The organism is Streptomyces xingningensis, assembly GCF_054957865.1.
This window is the reverse complement of sequence record NZ_JBDJPF010000071.1, coordinates 1-16877: the sequence shown is the minus strand read 5'-3', so window position 1 is coordinate 16877 and position 16877 is coordinate 1. Positions and strand designations below refer to the sequence as shown.

Annotated in this window: 16 protein-coding genes; 9 read left to right on the top strand and 7 right to left on the bottom strand. The window is 73.2% G+C overall.

Going from position 1 to position 16877, the window contains the following annotated elements; all coding sequences use genetic code 11:
• Positions 1 to 5 precede the first annotated feature (5 nt).
• Genes ABCR83_RS27980 through ABCR83_RS27950 form a run of 7 tightly spaced genes read left to right on the top strand, consistent with a single transcriptional unit; the run spans position 6 to position 7179 of the window.
• Complete coding sequence (locus ABCR83_RS27980) at positions 6 to 707, top strand: tyrosine-protein phosphatase (protein ID WP_462697997.1); 702 nt, start codon at positions 6 to 8, stop codon at positions 705 to 707.
• Entirely contained in the window at positions 694 to 1707 is a 1014-nt protein-coding gene (locus ABCR83_RS27975; RefSeq protein WP_462697996.1) for a TauD/TfdA family dioxygenase, read from the top strand. The genes ABCR83_RS27980 and ABCR83_RS27975 overlap by 14 nt, the downstream gene beginning before the upstream one ends.
• The gene (locus ABCR83_RS27970; protein WP_462697995.1) at positions 1704 to 2963 is read left to right on the top strand and encodes an aminotransferase class V-fold PLP-dependent enzyme; all 1260 of its coding nucleotides are present in this window, start codon (positions 1704 to 1706) and stop codon (positions 2961 to 2963) included. Before ABCR83_RS27975 ends, ABCR83_RS27970 begins: the two co-directional genes overlap by 4 nt.
• Positions 2960 to 4363: a hypothetical protein gene (locus tag ABCR83_RS27965; protein WP_462697994.1), complete on the top strand. Its 1404-nt coding sequence runs from the start codon at positions 2960 to 2962 to the stop codon at positions 4361 to 4363. The genes ABCR83_RS27970 and ABCR83_RS27965 overlap by 4 nt, the downstream gene beginning before the upstream one ends.
• Entirely contained in the window at positions 4360 to 5625 is a 1266-nt protein-coding gene (locus ABCR83_RS27960) for an acyl-CoA dehydrogenase family protein (protein WP_462697993.1), read from the top strand. Before ABCR83_RS27965 ends, ABCR83_RS27960 begins: the two co-directional genes overlap by 4 nt.
• Positions 5579 to 6385, top strand: coding sequence for a phytanoyl-CoA dioxygenase family protein (locus tag ABCR83_RS27955; protein ID WP_462697992.1), 807 nt, complete (start codon positions 5579 to 5581; stop codon positions 6383 to 6385). The genes ABCR83_RS27960 and ABCR83_RS27955 overlap by 47 nt, the downstream gene beginning before the upstream one ends.
• Positions 6373 to 7179, top strand: coding sequence for a tyrosine-protein phosphatase (locus ABCR83_RS27950; protein WP_462697991.1), 807 nt, complete (start codon positions 6373 to 6375; stop codon positions 7177 to 7179). Before ABCR83_RS27955 ends, ABCR83_RS27950 begins: the two co-directional genes overlap by 13 nt.
• Here ABCR83_RS27950 and ABCR83_RS27945 read toward each other — a convergent pair.
• Complete coding sequence (locus ABCR83_RS27945; protein ID WP_462697990.1) at positions 7138 to 7689, bottom strand: CGNR zinc finger domain-containing protein; 552 nt, start codon at positions 7687 to 7689, stop codon at positions 7138 to 7140. The genes ABCR83_RS27950 and ABCR83_RS27945 overlap by 42 nt on opposite strands.
• A gap of 80 nt (positions 7690 to 7769) precedes the next feature.
• On the opposite strand from ABCR83_RS27945, the gene ABCR83_RS27940 reads away from it, so the two are divergent.
• Positions 7770 to 9017 (top strand): MFS transporter, encoded by a 1248-nt coding sequence (locus tag ABCR83_RS27940; RefSeq protein ID WP_462697989.1) that lies wholly within the window; start codon positions 7770 to 7772, stop codon positions 9015 to 9017.
• Here the strand turns inward: ABCR83_RS27940 and ABCR83_RS27935 are convergent.
• The 3 genes from ABCR83_RS27935 to ABCR83_RS27925 form a co-directional block, all read right to left on the bottom strand.
• On the bottom strand, positions 8959 to 10065 hold the full coding sequence (locus ABCR83_RS27935; RefSeq protein WP_462697988.1) for a PP2C family protein-serine/threonine phosphatase: 1107 nt from the start codon (positions 10063 to 10065) through the stop codon (positions 8959 to 8961). The genes ABCR83_RS27940 and ABCR83_RS27935 overlap by 59 nt on opposite strands.
• A 4-nt stretch (positions 10066 to 10069) precedes the next feature.
• On the bottom strand, positions 10070 to 11896 hold the full coding sequence (locus ABCR83_RS27930; protein WP_462697987.1) for a choice-of-anchor A family protein: 1827 nt from the start codon (positions 11894 to 11896) through the stop codon (positions 10070 to 10072).
• Between the two features lie 132 nt (positions 11897 to 12028).
• A complete protein-coding gene (locus tag ABCR83_RS27925) occupies positions 12029 to 12739 on the bottom strand; it encodes a L,D-transpeptidase family protein (protein WP_462697986.1) in 711 nt (236 codons plus the stop codon).
• A 98-nt stretch (positions 12740 to 12837) separates the two neighbouring features.
• On the opposite strand from ABCR83_RS27925, the gene ABCR83_RS27920 reads away from it, so the two are divergent.
• Positions 12838 to 13218 (top strand): hypothetical protein, encoded by a 381-nt coding sequence (locus ABCR83_RS27920; protein ID WP_462697985.1) that lies wholly within the window; start codon positions 12838 to 12840, stop codon positions 13216 to 13218.
• Positions 13219 to 13231: 13 nt separating this feature from the next.
• Here ABCR83_RS27920 and ABCR83_RS27915 read toward each other — a convergent pair whose 3' ends face one another.
• From ABCR83_RS27915 to ABCR83_RS27905, 3 genes are all read right to left on the bottom strand, one after another.
• Positions 13232 to 14554 (bottom strand): tetratricopeptide repeat protein, encoded by a 1323-nt coding sequence (locus ABCR83_RS27915; protein ID WP_462697984.1) that lies wholly within the window; start codon positions 14552 to 14554, stop codon positions 13232 to 13234.
• A gap of 126 nt (positions 14555 to 14680) precedes the next feature.
• Positions 14681 to 15211 carry a GNAT family N-acetyltransferase gene (locus ABCR83_RS27910; RefSeq protein WP_462697983.1) on the bottom strand — a complete coding sequence of 177 codons (531 nt, stop codon included), beginning with the start codon at positions 15209 to 15211 and terminating at the stop codon, positions 14681 to 14683.
• 56 nt (positions 15212 to 15267) lie between these two features.
• Entirely contained in the window at positions 15268 to 16722 is a 1455-nt protein-coding gene (locus ABCR83_RS27905; RefSeq protein WP_462697982.1) for a glyceraldehyde-3-phosphate dehydrogenase, read from the bottom strand.
• Positions 16723 to 16877: the final 155 nt, after the last annotated feature.

Genomic DNA, 16877 nt, shown 5'->3' with positions numbered 1-16877 from the left:
CGGCCATGGCGACCGTACCGGCCGCGGAGCGGCTGATCCTGCCGGGTGCCCTGGCCAACACCCGTGACTGCGGCGGGCTGCCCACCGACGACGGCCGGGTGCTCCGCACCCGCCGGCTGCTGCGGACCGCGTCCCTGGCCCGGCCGCACTGCCCCCTGGACGAGCTGGTGCGGGTCATCGGCGACGCCGACTATCTCGATCTGCGCACCGATCCCGAGATCGAGCGCGACGGCGGGCTCGAGGACCTGGTCGACCGGGGCTGGCGGTGGCACCGCAGCCCACTGCGGGACGTGCCCCAGGATCCCGCCGGTGCCGCCCCCGCCGGCCGCCCGGAGCTGCTGCCGCTGCTGCTGGCCGCCGCCGACCGGGTCACCGGGCTGCTCGGGGACCGGCCGGTGGTCGTCGGCTGCTCGCTCGGCAAGGACCGCACCGGGCTGGTCACCGCGCTGGTGCTGCACCGGCTCGGGGTGCGACGGGCCGCGATCGTCGAGGACTTCGAGCTCAGCAACGCCTGTCTGCGGGCCGGACGGCATCTGCTGCCGGAGCGCTGGCGCGACCCGGCCCATGGCTTCGGGGCCGTTCATGCGGCGGTGTGCAGCACGGTCCTGGACGCGGCCGGCGCACCGGGCGCCGGACAGCCGCCGCCCCGGTTCCCGGAGATCAGAAATTCCCTGCTCGTTGGAGAGAGTCAGCATGCCGCCACATGACCCGACCCGCACGGCCGACCAGGCGCAGACCTCGGTGGCCCGGGACCGCCTGGCCGCCACCGCCCGCGCGCTCGCCGACGCGGGGGCACACGCCGACGCCCTGTTCCCGGACCACCTGGCCGAGGTGCCCGCCGAGCTGGCCACCGTGCTCGCACCGGTGCTCCGGCCGCCCGACCGCACCACCGGCCGGAGCACGGCGCCCGGGCTGCTGGGCGGCTTCGACGACCCGGGCCCCACCCCGGCCGACTGGCGCGGCGGCCGTTCGGATCGCACCCGTGCGCTGGACATCGCCCTGGTGCTGCTCGCGGCCTGGGCCGGCCGCGTCTTCGGCTGGCCGGGCCAGCAGGACGGGCGGCTGGTGCACAACATCCTGCCGAGCCGCGGCTGCGAACGACAGCAGGTCGGTGCCAGCAGCACGGCCGAGCTGCTCTGGCACACCGAGGACGCCTTCCATCCGCGACGGGCCGAGCTGGTCCTGCTCGGCTGTGTCCGCAACGAGGACGCCCACCCCTGCCGGGTCGCCTCGGTCCGGCGCACCGGCCTGGCGCCCGGGGAACTGGCGGTGCTCCGGCGGCGGTTGGTGGCGATCGGCCCCGACGACTCCTATCCGCAGGCGCCGGGCCCCGTCCCCCACCGGGCCCGGCGGCCGGGCACCGCCACGGTCTGGTACGCGGAGGACGGCGCCTGCCTGCGCTACGACCCCGCCTACTCCCGCTTCCTGGCACCCGATCCGTGCTTTCGGGCGGCCTATGCCGCGCTGGGCCGCGGGCTGGAGGAGTGCGGCGAGGACGTACCGCTCGCCCCGGGCGACGTCCTGCTGATCGACAACGACATCGCGGTACACGGCCGGGCGCCCTTCCGGGCCCGCTACGACGGCACCGACCGCTGGTTGAAGCGGGTGCTGGTGCGGCTTCCGCGCCCCCGCCCGGATGCCGAGCGCGCCGAGCCGGACCACGGCCAGGTGCCCTTCGAGCCCCAGGGCGGAGCGGGGGTCCGGTGAACGATCCGCTGACCCTGCTGGGCCGTCCGCTGCCGGAGCTGCTGGCGCTGCCGATGGCCGCGCAGTTCCCCGGCCTGCGGCCCGGGCTGCACCGCTTCGACGCTCCCGGCGGGACCCTGACGCATGGCGCGGTGTGCCGGGCGATGAGCGCCTATCTGGGCAGCGAGCACGTGGCCAACGACCACGGGGCGTTCCCGGCGAGCCGGTACTCCGACGCCCTGGTCGACTGGTCCGCCTCCCGGCTGCGCGCACTGCTCGGGGCGGGCTCGGGCCAGGTCGTCTTCGGCCCCAATATGACGACCCTGACGGCCCTGTTCCTGCGCTCCCGGGCCGCGGACCTCGGGCCGGGCGACGAGGTGGTGTGCACCGAGCTCAACCACGAGGCGAACATCCGGCCCTGGGCCGCCTGGGCCCGCGCCCGGGGCGCCACCCTGCGGATGGCCCGGATCTCGCCGTCCGGCGAACTGTCCGTACCGGAGCTGGCCGGGCTGGTCACCGGGCGGACCCGGTGGATCGCGGTCACCGCCGCCTCCAACGCCCTGGGCACCCTGTGTGACATCCCGGCCGTCACCGAGCTCGCCCGGGCCGTGGGCGCCCGGGTGTTCGTGGACGCCGTCCAGGCGGTTCCGCACCGCCGGGTGGAGGTCGGACGGTGGGGCTGCGACGCCCTGGTGACCTCCGCATACAAGTGGTACGGACCGCATTGCGGGGCCCTGTGGCTGACGGACGAAACGGCCGCGGCGGCGCACCTGCCGGAACAGGCCGACTCGGCCGGCACCGGGCTGCCCGGGCGGCTCCAGCTGGGCACCACCGGCTTCGAGGCGGTCCTGGGCACCGGAGTGGCCGCCGAAGTCCTGCTGGGCTGGCGGCACTTCGGCGCCACGGCGCACCCCGGCACGGCGGGCGACATCCCGGCCGGCGACGTCCCGGCCGGCGAGGAGGAACTCGCCGGGCGGCTGCTGAAGGCGCTGGAGGCCAATCCGGCGGTCCGGGTGCTGGGGCCCGGCAGCGGAGTGCCCCGGGTGCCCGTGATCTGCTTCCAGGTGACCGGAGTTCCGGCCCGGGCCGTGGCGGAACGGCTCGCCCGGGCGGGGATCGCGGTGTGGCACGGGACGTTCTACTCCGCCCCGGCCCTGCGCGCGCTCTCCCCCGCCGATCCGGACGCGGTACGGGCCGGGATCGCCGCCTACACCACACACGAGGACATCACCGCTCTGATCGACGCGGTCGACTCCCTCACCGGAGCGGGCCGATGACCCCCCGGGACCTTTCGGCCAGGGTGCTGGACGCCCTGTCGGCGCACTGGACCGGGCGCGAGGTGATCGTGCTGCTCTCCGTCTTCGACGGAGCCGCCCGCACCCTGTTCGAGGAGCTGTCCCGGGTCGGGGCCCGGGTGTCGGCCGTCGTCACCGGAGCCGCCCCCGCCCCCGACGCCCCACCGGTGCCCCGGGTGTGGGACTGCTCGCGGCACGGTCCGGCGCTCTCCCGGGATGCGTTCGACCGCTGGCTGCACGACCCACCGCCCCGATTCGCCCACTGGCTCGACGAGTTCGACCCGGGGCGCACTCATGCGGTGCTCGGCAGCACCTTCACCCATGCCACTGCCGTCGCGGGCCGCCCGGTGCACGGCCGGCGCCGGTCGCGGTGGGCCGCCTGGGAGGACAAGACCCGGATCGACGCGCTGTGGTCGCGCACCGGAGTGCCCGCACCGCGCTGCGCCGTGCTGCCGCTGGACGACCCCGGCCTGCGCGACACCGTCTCGGCCCTCGACGCCGGCCTGGGCGTGGTGCTGGCGATGGACGCCTCCACCGGCTTCCGCGGCGATGCCACGGGGCTGCGTTGGGTCAGGTCGGCCGGGGAACGGGAGGCCGCGCTCCAGTGGATGCGGGGCCGGACCGAGCGGGTGCGGATGGCCGAGTTCGTCTCCGGCACCCCGTGCAGTGTGCTCGCCATGGTGCTCGCCGACGGCGTCGCGGTGTTTGACCCCATCGAGATCGTCACGGTGGCGGACACCCGCACCGCCACGCTCACCTTCTGCGGCTCCTCCACCCGCTGGCGCCCCGGCCCGCGGGCCGCCGCCGAACTGCGCGGGCACGCCCGCCGGGCCGGGGCCCACCTGGCCGAGAACGCCGGATACCGGGGCATGTTCAGTGTCGACGGGATCCTCACCGAGCGCGGCGTCCTGGCCACCGAGCTCAACCCGCGCCATGCCTCTGGCCTGGGACTGCGCGCCGGCCTGCCGCACTTCCCGGTGTACCTCTTCCAACGCGCCGTCCAGGAAGGCCTTCCCGAGCTGTTCGGGATCCCGTCGGCGGCGGTCGAGGAGTCCTTCCGCGAGGTGGTGCGCCGTCACCCCTCGCACTCGGTGCGGATCCCGGGGCCACCCGTCCCGGCCCCGGACACCCGGCCGTCGCGCCTGGTCACGGTCGACGCACCGGTGCCGGTGTGGCAGGACGTGCGGTATCTGACCGGGTCGGCGGGCACCCGGGTGCTGTCCGTGGAACCCGAACTGCCGGACGGGGCGCTCGGTCCGGCGGTCGCGGCCCTGGCCAGGTCGCTGGGCAGGCCCGATGCGGTGTCCCCTTGGCGGCCTCCCGATCGCCCCGCACCCATGGCACCCGCACTCATCGAAGCAGAAGGGGAATCACACCATTGACGGACCGTCAAAATCTGCTCGGCCCCGTCACCCCGGCCGGAGAACGGGCCTGTGCGGCGGTCGCCGAGCTGGCACCGTTCCTCGCCGGGCAGGCGGCCGACAACGACCGGGACGCCCGCTTCGCCCGGGAGAGCGTCAACCGCCTCGCCGAGGCAGGGGTGTTGGCCGCCTGCGTGCCGGCCGAGGACGGCGGGTACGGGGTGCGGTCGCTGCGCGATCTCGCCGCGATCGCCGTGCTGCTCGGTGCGGCCGACGCCTCGGTGGCCGTCGCCGTCTATATGCATCTCGCGCTCACCTGGTACTACGCCCGCACGGTGCGCCATACGCCGCCCGCGGCCCATGGCAAGGAGAGTGCCTGGCTGCGGGAGATCGGCGCCCGGCGGATGACCGTCTGCTCCTCGGTGGCCGAGCCGGGCGTCCAGTCATGGCAGCTCACCACCACCGCGGTGCCCTGCGCCGAGGGCTGGCGCATCACCGGACGCAAGGTCCTGGCCTCCCTCTCCCCCGCGGCCACCCACTTCTACAGCCGCGTCCGGGCCGAGACGGCGGACGGCCCGATGCAGGGCTCCGTGATGATCCCGCTGGCGGCCCCGGGAGTGCGGGTGCTCGACGACTGGAACGGGCTGGGGCTGCGCGGATCGGGCAGCGGCAGGCTGCTGTTCACCGATGTCGTCGTCCCGCAGGCCGCGATCGCCATGCGCGGACCGTGGGGGCGGCGCGATCCGCTCGGGCTGGAGGGCCGGGCGGCGTCCTCCGGGCCGCTGCTGGGCGTGTACCTCGGCATCGCGCAGGCCGCCAGGTCGGCCGCCCTCGCCGGACTCAGGACCCGCGGCGAACTCCCGGACGGCCACTCCGCGGGCACCAAGACCCTGCTGGCCGAGCTGGAAGTGCGCATGACGGCGGCCTCCGGTGCCCTCGGATCCCTGCTCGGCACGCTCGACCGTGAGGTCACCGGAGCCGCGCCCAGATCGCTGCCGGTGGCGCTGGGCCGGGAGTTGCTGAGGGAGTGCGTGGCGGCGGGCATCGTCGTGGAGCGCTCGGCGCACGAGGTGGTGGACCACGCGATGCAGTTGTGCGGCGGCAGCAGCTATGCCTCGGGGCATCCGCTGGGCCGCATGTACCGGGATGTGCGGGCCGCGTCCTTTATGCGCCCGCACACCCCCGCCGAGGACTGGACCGACTTCCTGGCCGACTCGCTGCTGGAGGGAGAGAGCGGTGGAGCAGCCGACGACGGCCACCGCGCGACCGGTGACGGACGCTGAGACCGCCTTCTTCCGGGAGCACGGCTGGGCGTGGCTGGGCGGTCTGGTGCCGCCGCCCCTGGTGCGCCGACTGCGCGCCGAGGCGGGGAAGTTGATGGGCGCCGGTGCCGAGCGGGCCAAGCGGTCCAGCGGCGAGCACTTCCGGTCGCTGTGGCGGACCCTCGACGAGCCGTCCAGGGACAGCGACTTCCTGCGCTCGTTCGCCACCTCCCCCGGGCTCGGCAGGCTCGGCTCCCGGCTGCTGCGCGACCGGCCGGTGCGGTTTCTGCGCGATGAACTCATCGTCAAGATGCCCACAGGCCAGGGCGAAGGCATCCGCACCCCCTGGCACCAGGACTTCCCGTATGCGTCCCGGGACCGCTCGGGACAGCTCACCCTCTGGATCGCGCTCGAGGACACCCCTCCCGAGCGCGGCACCCTGTGCTTTCTCTCCGGATCGCACCGGATGGGGCTGTTGGGGCGGGCGCTGTCCGAACCGGACAACGATCTGGTCGTCCAGTATCCGGAGCTGTCGGCGGAGTGCGAGCAGTCGCCACCGCTGCATCTGCGGGCCGGGGACGCGACCGTGCACCACTGCCTGGTCGTCCACGGTGCGCCGCCCAACACCACGGACCGGCCCCGCTGGGCGTACACGGTCGTCCTGTTCCAGGCGGACGCGCTCTACACCGGGACACCGCAGCGGCTGACCGGTGCCCTCCAGGGGCTGCGTGTCAACCGCCCGTTCGACCATCCGCTGACGCCGGTGGTGTGGCCGCTGTGACTCCGGCGCTGCCCACCCGGTTCGTGAACCTTCCGGGTACCTTCAACTTCCGTGATCTGGGCGGCTATCCGGGCCATGGCGGACGGACGGTCCGCCGGCGCCGGGTGTACCGGTCGGACCGGCTGGACGGGCTCACTCCCGAGGGGCGGACGGCCTTTGCGGCGCTGGGCGTCCGTACGGTCATCGACCTGCGCCGCGCCGGGGAACGCCAACGGGGCGGGTGGGTGCCCGACGGGGCGGGCGTCTCCTGCCACAGCCTCCCGGCCCACCTCGGCCTGGCCTGGCGGGAGTACGACCCGGAGCGCGGGCTCATCCGGTTTGTCGCGGACCGCTGTCTGCGCACGGCCGAGCGGAGCAATGCCTCCTTCGGGGCGGCCCTGCGACTGCTGGCCGATGCCCGCAACGCCCCGGCGGTGCTGCACTGTCACGCCGGGCGGGACCGTACCGGCGTGCTGGCCGCGCTGCTCCTGGGGCTCCTCGGGGTGGCCGAGGAGACCATAGCCGACGACTATGCGCTCAGCTCCGTGGCGGAGGAACGGTACAACTCCTGGCTGCGCGCCACTGGTTCGGCGGCGGAGATTCCCCCGGCCCATCTGGTGGCGACCCCGCGCGAGGCCATGCTGTTGTTCCTCCGGGAACTGCGGGACCGTCATGACGGCCCGGCCGGCTACGCGGCCGCGGCCGGTCTCGGCGGCCCTGCGCTGGCGGCCCTGCGCGGCCATCTGCTGGCCGCGCCCGAGTCGCCTGGCGAGTCACCTTCTGCGACGGCGGTGGGCCGCGACGCGCTCGCGTGAGGCGCAGGCCGGGGAGCAGTAGCGGCGGGCGCTCCCCGGCCCGGTGCCGAGGTAGAGAGTGACGCAGCCGGCCGCGGCGCACTCCCCCCAGGTGACCCGGCCGTACTCGGTCAGGATCTGGGCCAGCGCCAGGGCGCCGGAGGCGAGGAACCAGTCGGCCCAGGAGGCGTCTTCGCCCCGGTCGACATGCAGGTGCCAGGCATGGCCGTGGTGCCGCGACAGCCGGGGACGGGCGCCGCATTCCGCCAGCAGCGCGTTGAGGGCGAGAGCGGCCCGGTCGGCGTCGGTCTCGACGAGGACCCGGACGATGCGCCCGGCGGCGACCCGCAGCCTCTCGGCGTCGGCCTCCGAGAACTCCCGCTCGGTGAGGTCGCGCGGATGCTCCCCGTGACGGGCGAGCAGCTCGGCCAGTTCGGCCCGGGACGGGGCGGGGGACGCCCGGACCGCGTTGGCGATGTCGATCAGCCGTCGGCCCGGCTGGAATCCCTGCTGCGGCGCTGCGTCACCCATGGCTCGTCCCCTCTCGTTCCCGGCCGCCCCCATGCTAGCGTAACGCCTTATTTCTTCAAGACGTTACAGTGGAGGTGAGCATGAACTCGCCCACGGGGCTGCGGCGTTGCCTGGCCACGGCGTTCCTCGCCCGGCTGGCGGATGAGGGGATGGCCGTGGCGGCGGTGCTGGTGGCACTGCACCGCACGGGCTCCCCGGCCCAGGGAGCCTTCGTCCTCTCCGCGTGGATGGTGCCGCATGTGGCCGCCGCGCCCGTGCTCGGCGTCCTCGCCGAACGGGCCCGGCGGCCCCGCCTGTTCCATGCCTGCGCGCTGGGCGGGTCCGCCGTGGCGATCACGGCACTGGCCGGGCTCATCGGCCGTGCGCCGGTGGTGGTGACCCTGGCGGTGGCCGCGGCCGGCGGGAGCTGCGGACCGGTGGTCTCCGGCGGCCTGTCCCGGCTGGTGGCCCTGCTGGCTCCGCCCGGCGCCCGGCGCGACCGCGCCTGCGCGGGGGACGCGACGGCCTACAACGCCGCGGCGGTGGCCGGACCCGCCCTGGTGAGCGTGGTGGCCCAAGTGGCCCCGGCCGCCGTCGCCATGGTGCTCCTGGGCGGCGCGGCGGCCGCCGCCACGGCGCTGGCCGCCCTGCTCCCGCTGGGGCGGGTCCGGCGGGCCGGTGCGGATTCCACGGCGTCCGGTGCGGTGCGTACTCGGGTACCCACCGGCCTCGCCACGGGAGCCGTGGCGCTGTGGCGCATACCCGAGTTGCGGGCGATCACGGCCTGCACCTGTCTGGCCTTCACCGGCCTCGGCGGGCTGACCACCACCACGGTGCTGCTCGCCGACCACCACGGCCGCCCGGCCGCCGCAGGCCTGCTGACGACCGTCTTCGCGCTGGGCGCGCTCGCCGGCTCGCTGGTCCTGACCCGGCATCAACCCCCGCTGACGGCCCAGCGGTTGGCTGCCCTTGCGATGCTGGGCAGCGGCCTCGCCCTGGGAGCCGCCGCACTCGCCCCCTCGCTCATGGCCTGCGTACCGTTCTTCGCCCTCGCCGGGCTGTGCGACGGCCCGCTGCTGAGCGCGACCCTGCGCATCCGGGCCGAGCACGCCCCACCGGGGGCCCGGGCCCAGGTCTTCATGCTGGGCGCGGGCCTGAAGATCTCGGCGGCCGCCGGTGGTGGTGCCATCGCGGGAGTGGCCGCCCTGCCACCGCCGCTGCTCCTGCTGGGCATCGCCGCCCTGCAGCTGGCGGCCGCCGCCCTCTATCCGGCGCTGTCGGCCACGGAGTTCAGGGCCGAGCGTTCAGGGCCGGGCGATGAGGGCCGGGGCCACCGACGCTCCGGGTGATCGCCAGGATCGCCATGTCGTCATCGCGTGGCCCGCCGGTCCAGTGCTCGACATCCCGGACCAGGGCTTCGATCGCCTCGTCCGGTCGCCGGAACGGGCCCCGGCCGACGAGCCCGCTCTCCGGCGTGTAGAAGACCCCGGCAGGGTCCCGGGCTTCCGTCACACCATCGGTGACCAGCAGCAGCGTGCCGCCGGCCGGGAACGGCCAGTCCTCGGGCCTCGCTTGTGGCGCCCCCAGGCCGCTCATGGCCAGGGGAAGACCCGGCTCGCCCGGCTCCAGAGCGCGCACCGTGTCGTCCACCAGGAGATACGGCGAGGGGTGGCCGCAGTTCAGCAGCCGCATCCGCTCCGCGTCCGGGGTGATCTCACCGAGCAGCGCGGTGACAAACCCCTCCATCCGGATGTCCTCCTCGCGCCGCGCGGCCTCCTTGAGGAGTGCGCGCTCCAAGTGCTCGGCCAGCACCACCAGGTCGGGCGCCCGGTCGGCCGCCTCCCGGAAGGTGCCCAGCAGTACGGACACCACGCCGACCGCGCCCAGCCCCTTGCCGCGGACATCCGCGATCAGCAGCCTGGTGCCGTACGGCGTGTCCTGCACGGCATACGCATCCCCGCCGATCAGCGCCTCGATCTGGGCCGCCTGGTAGACGGCGGCGATGGCCAGCGCACCGATCCGCGCCGGTGGCTCGGGCAGTACGGCACGCTGGGCGGCCTCCGCGACGGAACGCATCGCCTCCAGACGGCGCCCATGGCGGGCGATCACCCGGTTCACACCGAGGCCGACGAGTGCGGTGAACACCGCGTTGGTCAGGGTGAGTACGCCGACGACATGGCCGAAGTAGCCGTCCTTGACCGTCAGTGCCAGCTCGACCAGGACGATGGCCGCTCCGGCGGCGAAGGTGTGCGGTAGCGAAAGCAGTGCTCCGGCCACCACGACGGAAGCGGCCAGCATGGGATCGCCCCAGTATTGCTGCGGCGACAGGACGTTCCAGGTGATCCCGGCCACGATCAGGGTGGCCGGTGCGAACGAGACGGGCTCCGGCCGGTTCACCGCTTCAGCGCCACCCCGGAACTGCTGTCCGTGGGCGGCGCCCGGCCGGGCCGCCCTTCTTGCCCGGCTCGCCGGGAGTGTTCTTCGCCGTGACGGTGATGCCCGCCCCGGCGTTCCCGGCGGAGAGGGTGTAGGGGCCCAGGACCGGGCCGGCCGGTTTGCGGTAGCCCTCGGGCACGGCGGTCTCCCTCAAGTAGTAAGTGCCCAGCGGGAGATCGGGGAAGGTGCAGTGCCCCTGGCGGTCCGTGGCGCAGCCCGGGCCGACCCTGGTGTCATGGCTGCTGCCGCTGGTCTGCAGCCCCGGGTGGCCATTGGTCTCACGCCATAGTTCGAAGACCGCGCCCTGGAGCGGCCGTCCGGTCCGGGAGTCCAGCTTGGTCAGCCGGATGGTGCCGTGGGGTGTCTTGGGCCGGGTGTCGGGGGCGGTGACGGTGACGCCCCGGGCGGCGTTGTCGCGGGTGAGGACGAGCGGCCCGAAGACGTTGTGGGCGGGGAGGTCATAGCCCGTGGGGGCCTGGGTCTCCTGCCAGTAGTAGGTGCCCGGCGGCACGGTGGCCCGGCAGACGCCCTGGGCATCGGTGGTGCACACACCACCGGCCTTGGTGTCGGGATGTGTTCCGGTGGTCTGGAGTCCGGGGGCGCCATTGGTCTCGTGCCACAGCTGGAAGCGGGCGCCCGGCAGGTGTTTTCCGGTCCCGGCGTCGGTCTTGACCACCGAGACCTGACCGGTCGGGACCGGGGGGACGGTGCAGTCGGGGAGACTGCCGGTGAAGGGGTAGGCATGGAACTCCTGGCCGCCGCCCCCGCTCGCGGCGGAGGTGTGGGTCAGGGATCCGGCGGTGAAGAACCGCCCGTTGATGCCCGGCATGGTGACGGTGGTGTCGCTGCCCCGGTTGCCGATCAGGATGCTGCCCTGGAACTGCCCGGTGCCCTTGAACTCGACGTGCGTGGCATCGGGGACATTCCACAGCAGGTGCTCACGCAGCTTGTTGAGCGGGTCGGTGTCGGCGATACCGCCGCTGAAGGTGTTGATGACACGGGCGTTTCCGGTGAGGTTGACCAGGATCGTGGCACCGGCGGGGATGCCGGTGAATCGGACTCCCTCCTGACCGCCGCCCCGGCCGACGATGTCGAAGTCGACATTGAAGACCTGGAGCTTGGCGGTCCCGTCGCCGGTGAACAGGGTCTCCTGGCCGTTGTTGCGCGCTGTCCCGGTGGCGGCGCGGCCCTTGCCGTCGGCGCCGTGGGCGTAACAGCGGCCGGCGGCGGTGAGCTGGTCGCGGAGCGCGGTGTACGGGCGGGTGGCGGCAGGGTCCAGGACGCTGCGGCCGATGATGGTGCCGGAGGCGGGCCCGGCGTGCCGGACCACTCCGCCGGTGACGTCCAGGCGCTGGCCCGGGGCGACGGTGACCGCACCGCCCGTGGTCAGCCAGTCCGCTCCCGCGGGCGGCGGGACGCGTGAACCGACGCCCACCAGGCCCAGGTTGTAGAGGGATCCGCCGGAGGTCTTGTGCAGGTCGAAGGAGCCGAGGGTGACGACGCGGCCCTCGGCCTCCGCCGCGGCTCCGCTCACCCGGAAGTCGCCGCCGACGAAGATGTTGATGCCGTTGTCGCGGCCGGCGATCGGCCCATTGCCGACGGCGGGATAGGTGGTGGGGCAGTTGCCCGGCACACAGGGGCCGAGGCCGCCGGGCAGAGGTGCCGCCACCGCCGGTGCGGCGAACCGGCCGACGACGGTGGCGGCGCACACGGCACCGAGCAGCGCGCGCCGCAGCCAGGCGGCGCGCCTGGGCCGACGGGCGCCGGGAGGGGGAACCGGGCCTTCGTTCACTACGCCCTCACATGGTCGCTTTGCCGACATTTCGACATCAGGGCCGATCCTGGTCAAGCGGGGTGGTCCGGGGGCACCGACGCGCCGGGCGACTGCCCCGATCAGCCGATGATCTCTTGATGCGCCGCGCCGTCAGGTGCCCGGTTTGCGTCCCCACACATAGACGTCGTCGCCGACGTGCAGCACATCCCACAGCCGCTGGGCGTCGGCGACGGTCAGGTTGACGCAGCCGGCCGATCCACCGCCGTCGTACAGCTCCCCCGGGTGGCCGTGAAACGCCTGGCCGCCCGAGAAGAACTGGGCATAGGGCATGGGGGCGTTGGCGTAGAGGGTGGAGACGTGGTCCTTGTGCTTCCAGTAGACCTTGTGCGATCCGGTGCGGGTCTCCTGACCCAGCCTGCCGGTGCGCACCGCGACCGGTCCGTATCTGATCCCGCGCCCGCGCTGCACCCACATCAGCTGCCGGTCGAGGTCCACACAGGCCATCAGGCGGTCGGGGGCCGGGCACTTCCCGGCGGCATTGGGGTTGCCACGAGCCTGCGCCACCAGCATCGCCCGATAGGTGGCCAGCCCCGCGTATCCGTCCGCCGGGCGCACGCCCTCCCGGCGCTGGAAGGCGGCGATGGCCTCGCAGTCGGCGACGGACTGGCGGCCGTCCGGGGGCCGGTGCAGATACTCCTCCAGCTGCCATTGGTACGGTCCGGTGCCCGCGGTGCACGCGCCCGCCGCGCGGGCGGTGACCACCGGCCACGCCGTACCGGCGCCCAGGGCCATGGCCAGGATCAGAACCGCCGTCAGAACGGCCCGCCGGGCGTCCTTGCGTGCCGTGCGCTCGATGCTCATGGACGACACCTATCCGGCGCACGCCGGGCGGGCATCCCGGGTGCGCCGAACAGGCGCCCGAAGCGCGCTCACCTTGATGCATCTGCAATGCTGCGGGAGTGCATGGGGAACCCGACGAAGGTGCCGAGCTCGCGGCCGCGGCGCAGGGACCCGGCGCAAAGAACTCGCGGATGTCCTGCCAGACCGCTCTGCCGATGGGCCTGCAGGCGGCGGACGGCATCGTCGCCTTGCTGACCGGGCGCGATCCCCGGCCCCTGCGGCTGCGCTACGCCGGGCAGAACATCAGCCTCGGCCGGTCCGACGGTCTCATCCAGTTCGCCCGGCCCGACGACAGCCCGGTCGAGTCCGTGCTGACCGGCCGCACCGCGGCGCGCCTCAAGGAGGCCGTCATCCGGGGCACCGTCCAGGTCATGCGCCGCCCCGGTCCCTACACACCGGCCCGTCCCGGGCGGCCGTCCGGCTCGGCGGAAGCAGCATGAGCCGGGCGAGGCATCACCGCCGGACGGTGCGCTGCGCGAGGCGGGCCCAGGCGTTCCGGTCGTAGGGGCACCGGGGGCGCAGGTTGCTGCGTTCGCTCAGCAGTGTGCGGGCAAGGTCGTGGTGTCCGGCGTGCAGGGCCGCCTCGACCAGGGTCTTCTGCAGGGCGTCGCGTTGGGCGTGGCTGCCGCCGAAGGCGTGGAGGCGGCGTCGCAGGGGCAGCAGCAGGTCGACCGCGTCGGCGTAGCGGCACTGCCCGTACGCCACGAGGGCCCGGCTCACCGGCAGCCCGATCTCGGCGGTCATCGGGACGTTGGAGAGCCCCGGATCGGCATCTCGTAGCCAGGTCTCCCGGTCGTGGATGAGCCGTTCGGCGTCGGAGATGCGGTCGGCCCCGACGTAGGCCATGACGGCGTGGACGTCGTTGAAGGCGTAGTGGGCGCCGTCGTGGCGCCGTGCCCAGGCATCGGCCAGTACGGGCCAGCGGGGGCCGGTGTCGGTGCCGGCGAGGTACAGCCGCCACAACAGCGATGCGGCGTCCAGGAGTTCCATCGCCGCCCCGGCCGAGTCGTCGTGGTGCACGGCGGCGTCGTAGACGGCCAGGACCTTGTCCGTGCGGCCCGTCTCCAGGACGTACAGGGCGTAGTGCCACCAGTTGTGCACGGTGAGGTAGTTGCCGGTCGACCAGTCGTCCGTGCGGGCATCGAGGAAACGGATGCCGTCCTCGTGCCGTCCCTGCATCTCGTAGGCGTGCACGACGGCATGGATGCCCCAGACGTCGCGCGCATTGCGTTCCACGGCCTGAAGGCCCATGTGCTCGGCCCGGGTGTAGTGGCCGGCCTCCTCCAGGCCGAACGCGTACATGCCCTGGAGCAGGCCGTAATGCGGATCGTCCTGGTCCCAGGCGGACAGTGCGCCGCCGATGCGGTCGCGCAGCAGCGTGGCGTTGCCGGTGAAGAAGTCGATCTGGTGGCCTGCCGCGAGAGCCAAGGCGTCCTTCGGGTATGCCACGACGAGCTCGGCGAGGATGCGGCCGGCCCGGTGCATGTCGCCGTCCAGCCAGGAGGAGGCGGCCTCGACGTGCATGCGCTCTCGCGGGGTCAGATCGGTCACGGGCACGTTGCGGCGGTACGCCTCGAATGCGGTGGCCGCCCCGGCCGCGTCCGTTTCTTCCGTGCCCAGCAGGCCGAGGTAGGCGCGGAGGACGTTGCCCATGGCGGACCGGGGCGAGGTGCCGAGCACCGCCCCGGCCTCCGTGGTCACCTCCTCGCGGAAGAAGAGCAGGCTGTCGAGCGCCTTCTCGTAGTGGCGCACGGCATCGGCGTCGGTGTACGTCATCGCGTGCGCGTGCCGGTCCGTGACCACTGTGCCCTCCCAACGGGTCGCCGCGTGCCGGAGGGATCTCTGCCCAGCACCCGCCGGGGGAATCCTCGGCGGCCCCGGCCCGGGATGCCCAACGCGGGGTCAGCGGGTGCCGGTGGCGCGGGCGGCGCGGCGCAGCCGGGCCCGGGCCGGGTCGCGCGCGGGGTGGGTGGCCGCCGGAGCGGACTTGCCGGGATCGGTCCGTACGAACAGGGTCACGGTGACGCCCTCGGTGAATCCGTTGCGGCGCATCAAGGACGCCGACGCCTGGTTGCCGGCTTCCACATCGGTGATGATCCGGGAGGCGCCGGCCGCGAAGAGGGCGTCGCAACACCGCTCCACGAGCGCGCTCGCGACGCCCTTGCCCCGCGCGCGCTCGTCCAGCGCGATCCACTCGAGATAGCCCCAGTCCTCGCGCTCGTCATAGGAGAGCGATCCGAGTACAAAGCCGAGCAGGCCCTCGTCGTCCACGGCGACCCAGCATGCTTCCGGCTGCGCGTCCCAGTGCACGGCGACCGCGGACAGCGACCACGAGGTGTACGGCATCGCGTCCACGTCGTATGCGCGGTATCCGAGGTTCAGAACGCCGTCCAGGTGGGACAGCTGCATGGGAATGATGTCGGCATGATCCATAGGCAGATCCTGGCATAAGGCCATATTCAGGCTCCGGACCGGGCAGTCCGCCGGGATCAGACCACCGGGGTCGGGTAGGTCGGGTACTCCACTCCGGAGACGTGCTGGACAACGCGGATGACCTGGCAGGAGTAGCCGAACTCGTTGTCGTACCAGAGGTAGAGGATCGCGTTGTCGCCCTCGACCTTGGTGGCACCGGCGTCGACGATCGAGGCGTGGCGCGAGCCGATGAAATCGCTCGAGACGGCGTCGGGGGCGCTGATGAAGTCGATCTGGCGCTTGAGCGGCGAGGCCAGCGACACATTGCGGAGGTAGTCGAGGACCTCCTCACGGGTGGTCTCGCGCGCGAGCTGCAGGCTGAGGATCGCGATCGAGACGTCCGGCACCGGGACGCGGATCGAGCTGCCGCTGATCGGCGCCTTGAGGTCGGGCAGCGCCTTGGCGACGGCGGAGGCGGCGCCGGTCTCGGTGATGACCATGTTGAGCGGCGCCGAGCGGCCGCGGCGGTCGGAGCTGTGGTAATTGTCCAGCAGGTTCTGGTCGTTGGTGAACGAGTGGACGGCCTCCACATGGCCGCGCAGGACGCCGTACTCGTCCGCCATCGCCTTCAGCGGCGGGACGATCGCGTTGGTGGTGCAGGACGCGCAGGACAGGATCTGCTCGTCCGGCTTGATCGCGTCGTGGTTGACGCCATGGACGACGTTGGGGATGTCGCCCTTGCCCGGCGCGGTCAGGACGACCTTGGCGATGCCGGGGCGGAGGTGCTTCGACAGGCCCTCGCGGTCGCGCCACTTGCCGGTGTTGTCGATGAGGATGGCGTCCTTGATGCCGTACGCCGGGTAGTCCACCGACGTCGGGTCGTCGGAGTAGATCACCTTGATCTCGTTGCCGTTGGCGATGAGCTTGCCGTTCGCCTCGTCGACGGTGATCGTGCCCTGGAACTGGCCGTGTATGGAGTCACGGCGCAGCAGCGAGGCGCGCTTGACGAGATCCTCGGCGGCCCGGCCGGCGCCCTCGCGGACGACGATGGCGCGCAGCCGCAGGCCGTTGCCGGAGCCGGCCTTCTCGATGAGCAGGCGGGCGAGGAGGCGGCCGATGCGGCCGAACCCGTAGAGGACGACATCGCGCGGCTCGCGGCGCTCGATCTTGTTGGCGCCCGTGGCACCGGCGACGGCCCCGGCGGTGAACTCCTCCACCGGGAGACCGCGGTCGTCGGTCCGGTATGTCGCCGCGAGCATGCCGATGTCGATCTGGGAAGGGCCGAGATCGAGCGTGGTGAGAGCCTGCAGGAACGGCAGCGTCTCGGTGACCGAGAGTTCCTCACCGGCGATCTGCCGGGCGAACCGGTGGGTTTTGAGGATGCTGACCACCGACTTGTTCACCAGGGAGCGGCTGTGCAGCAGGACCGTGACGTCCCGCTCCCGGTGCAGCTTCCCGATGATCGGGATCATTGACTCCGCGATCTCCTCGCGGTTCTTCCAGCTGGTGAACGAGTCCTCATTGACAGTCACAGGCTTCTCTTTCGAGCTAGGCGGCGCTCACATGCTAACCCCCTGCCATTTTGATCATTCAAGCGGTGCCGCCCGGCCCGGTGCGGGGCCCGGACCCCTCCCGGACCCTGTTGGTTAATCCGGGCCCATGCGTGACGTCGGTTCCCAAGACCTGG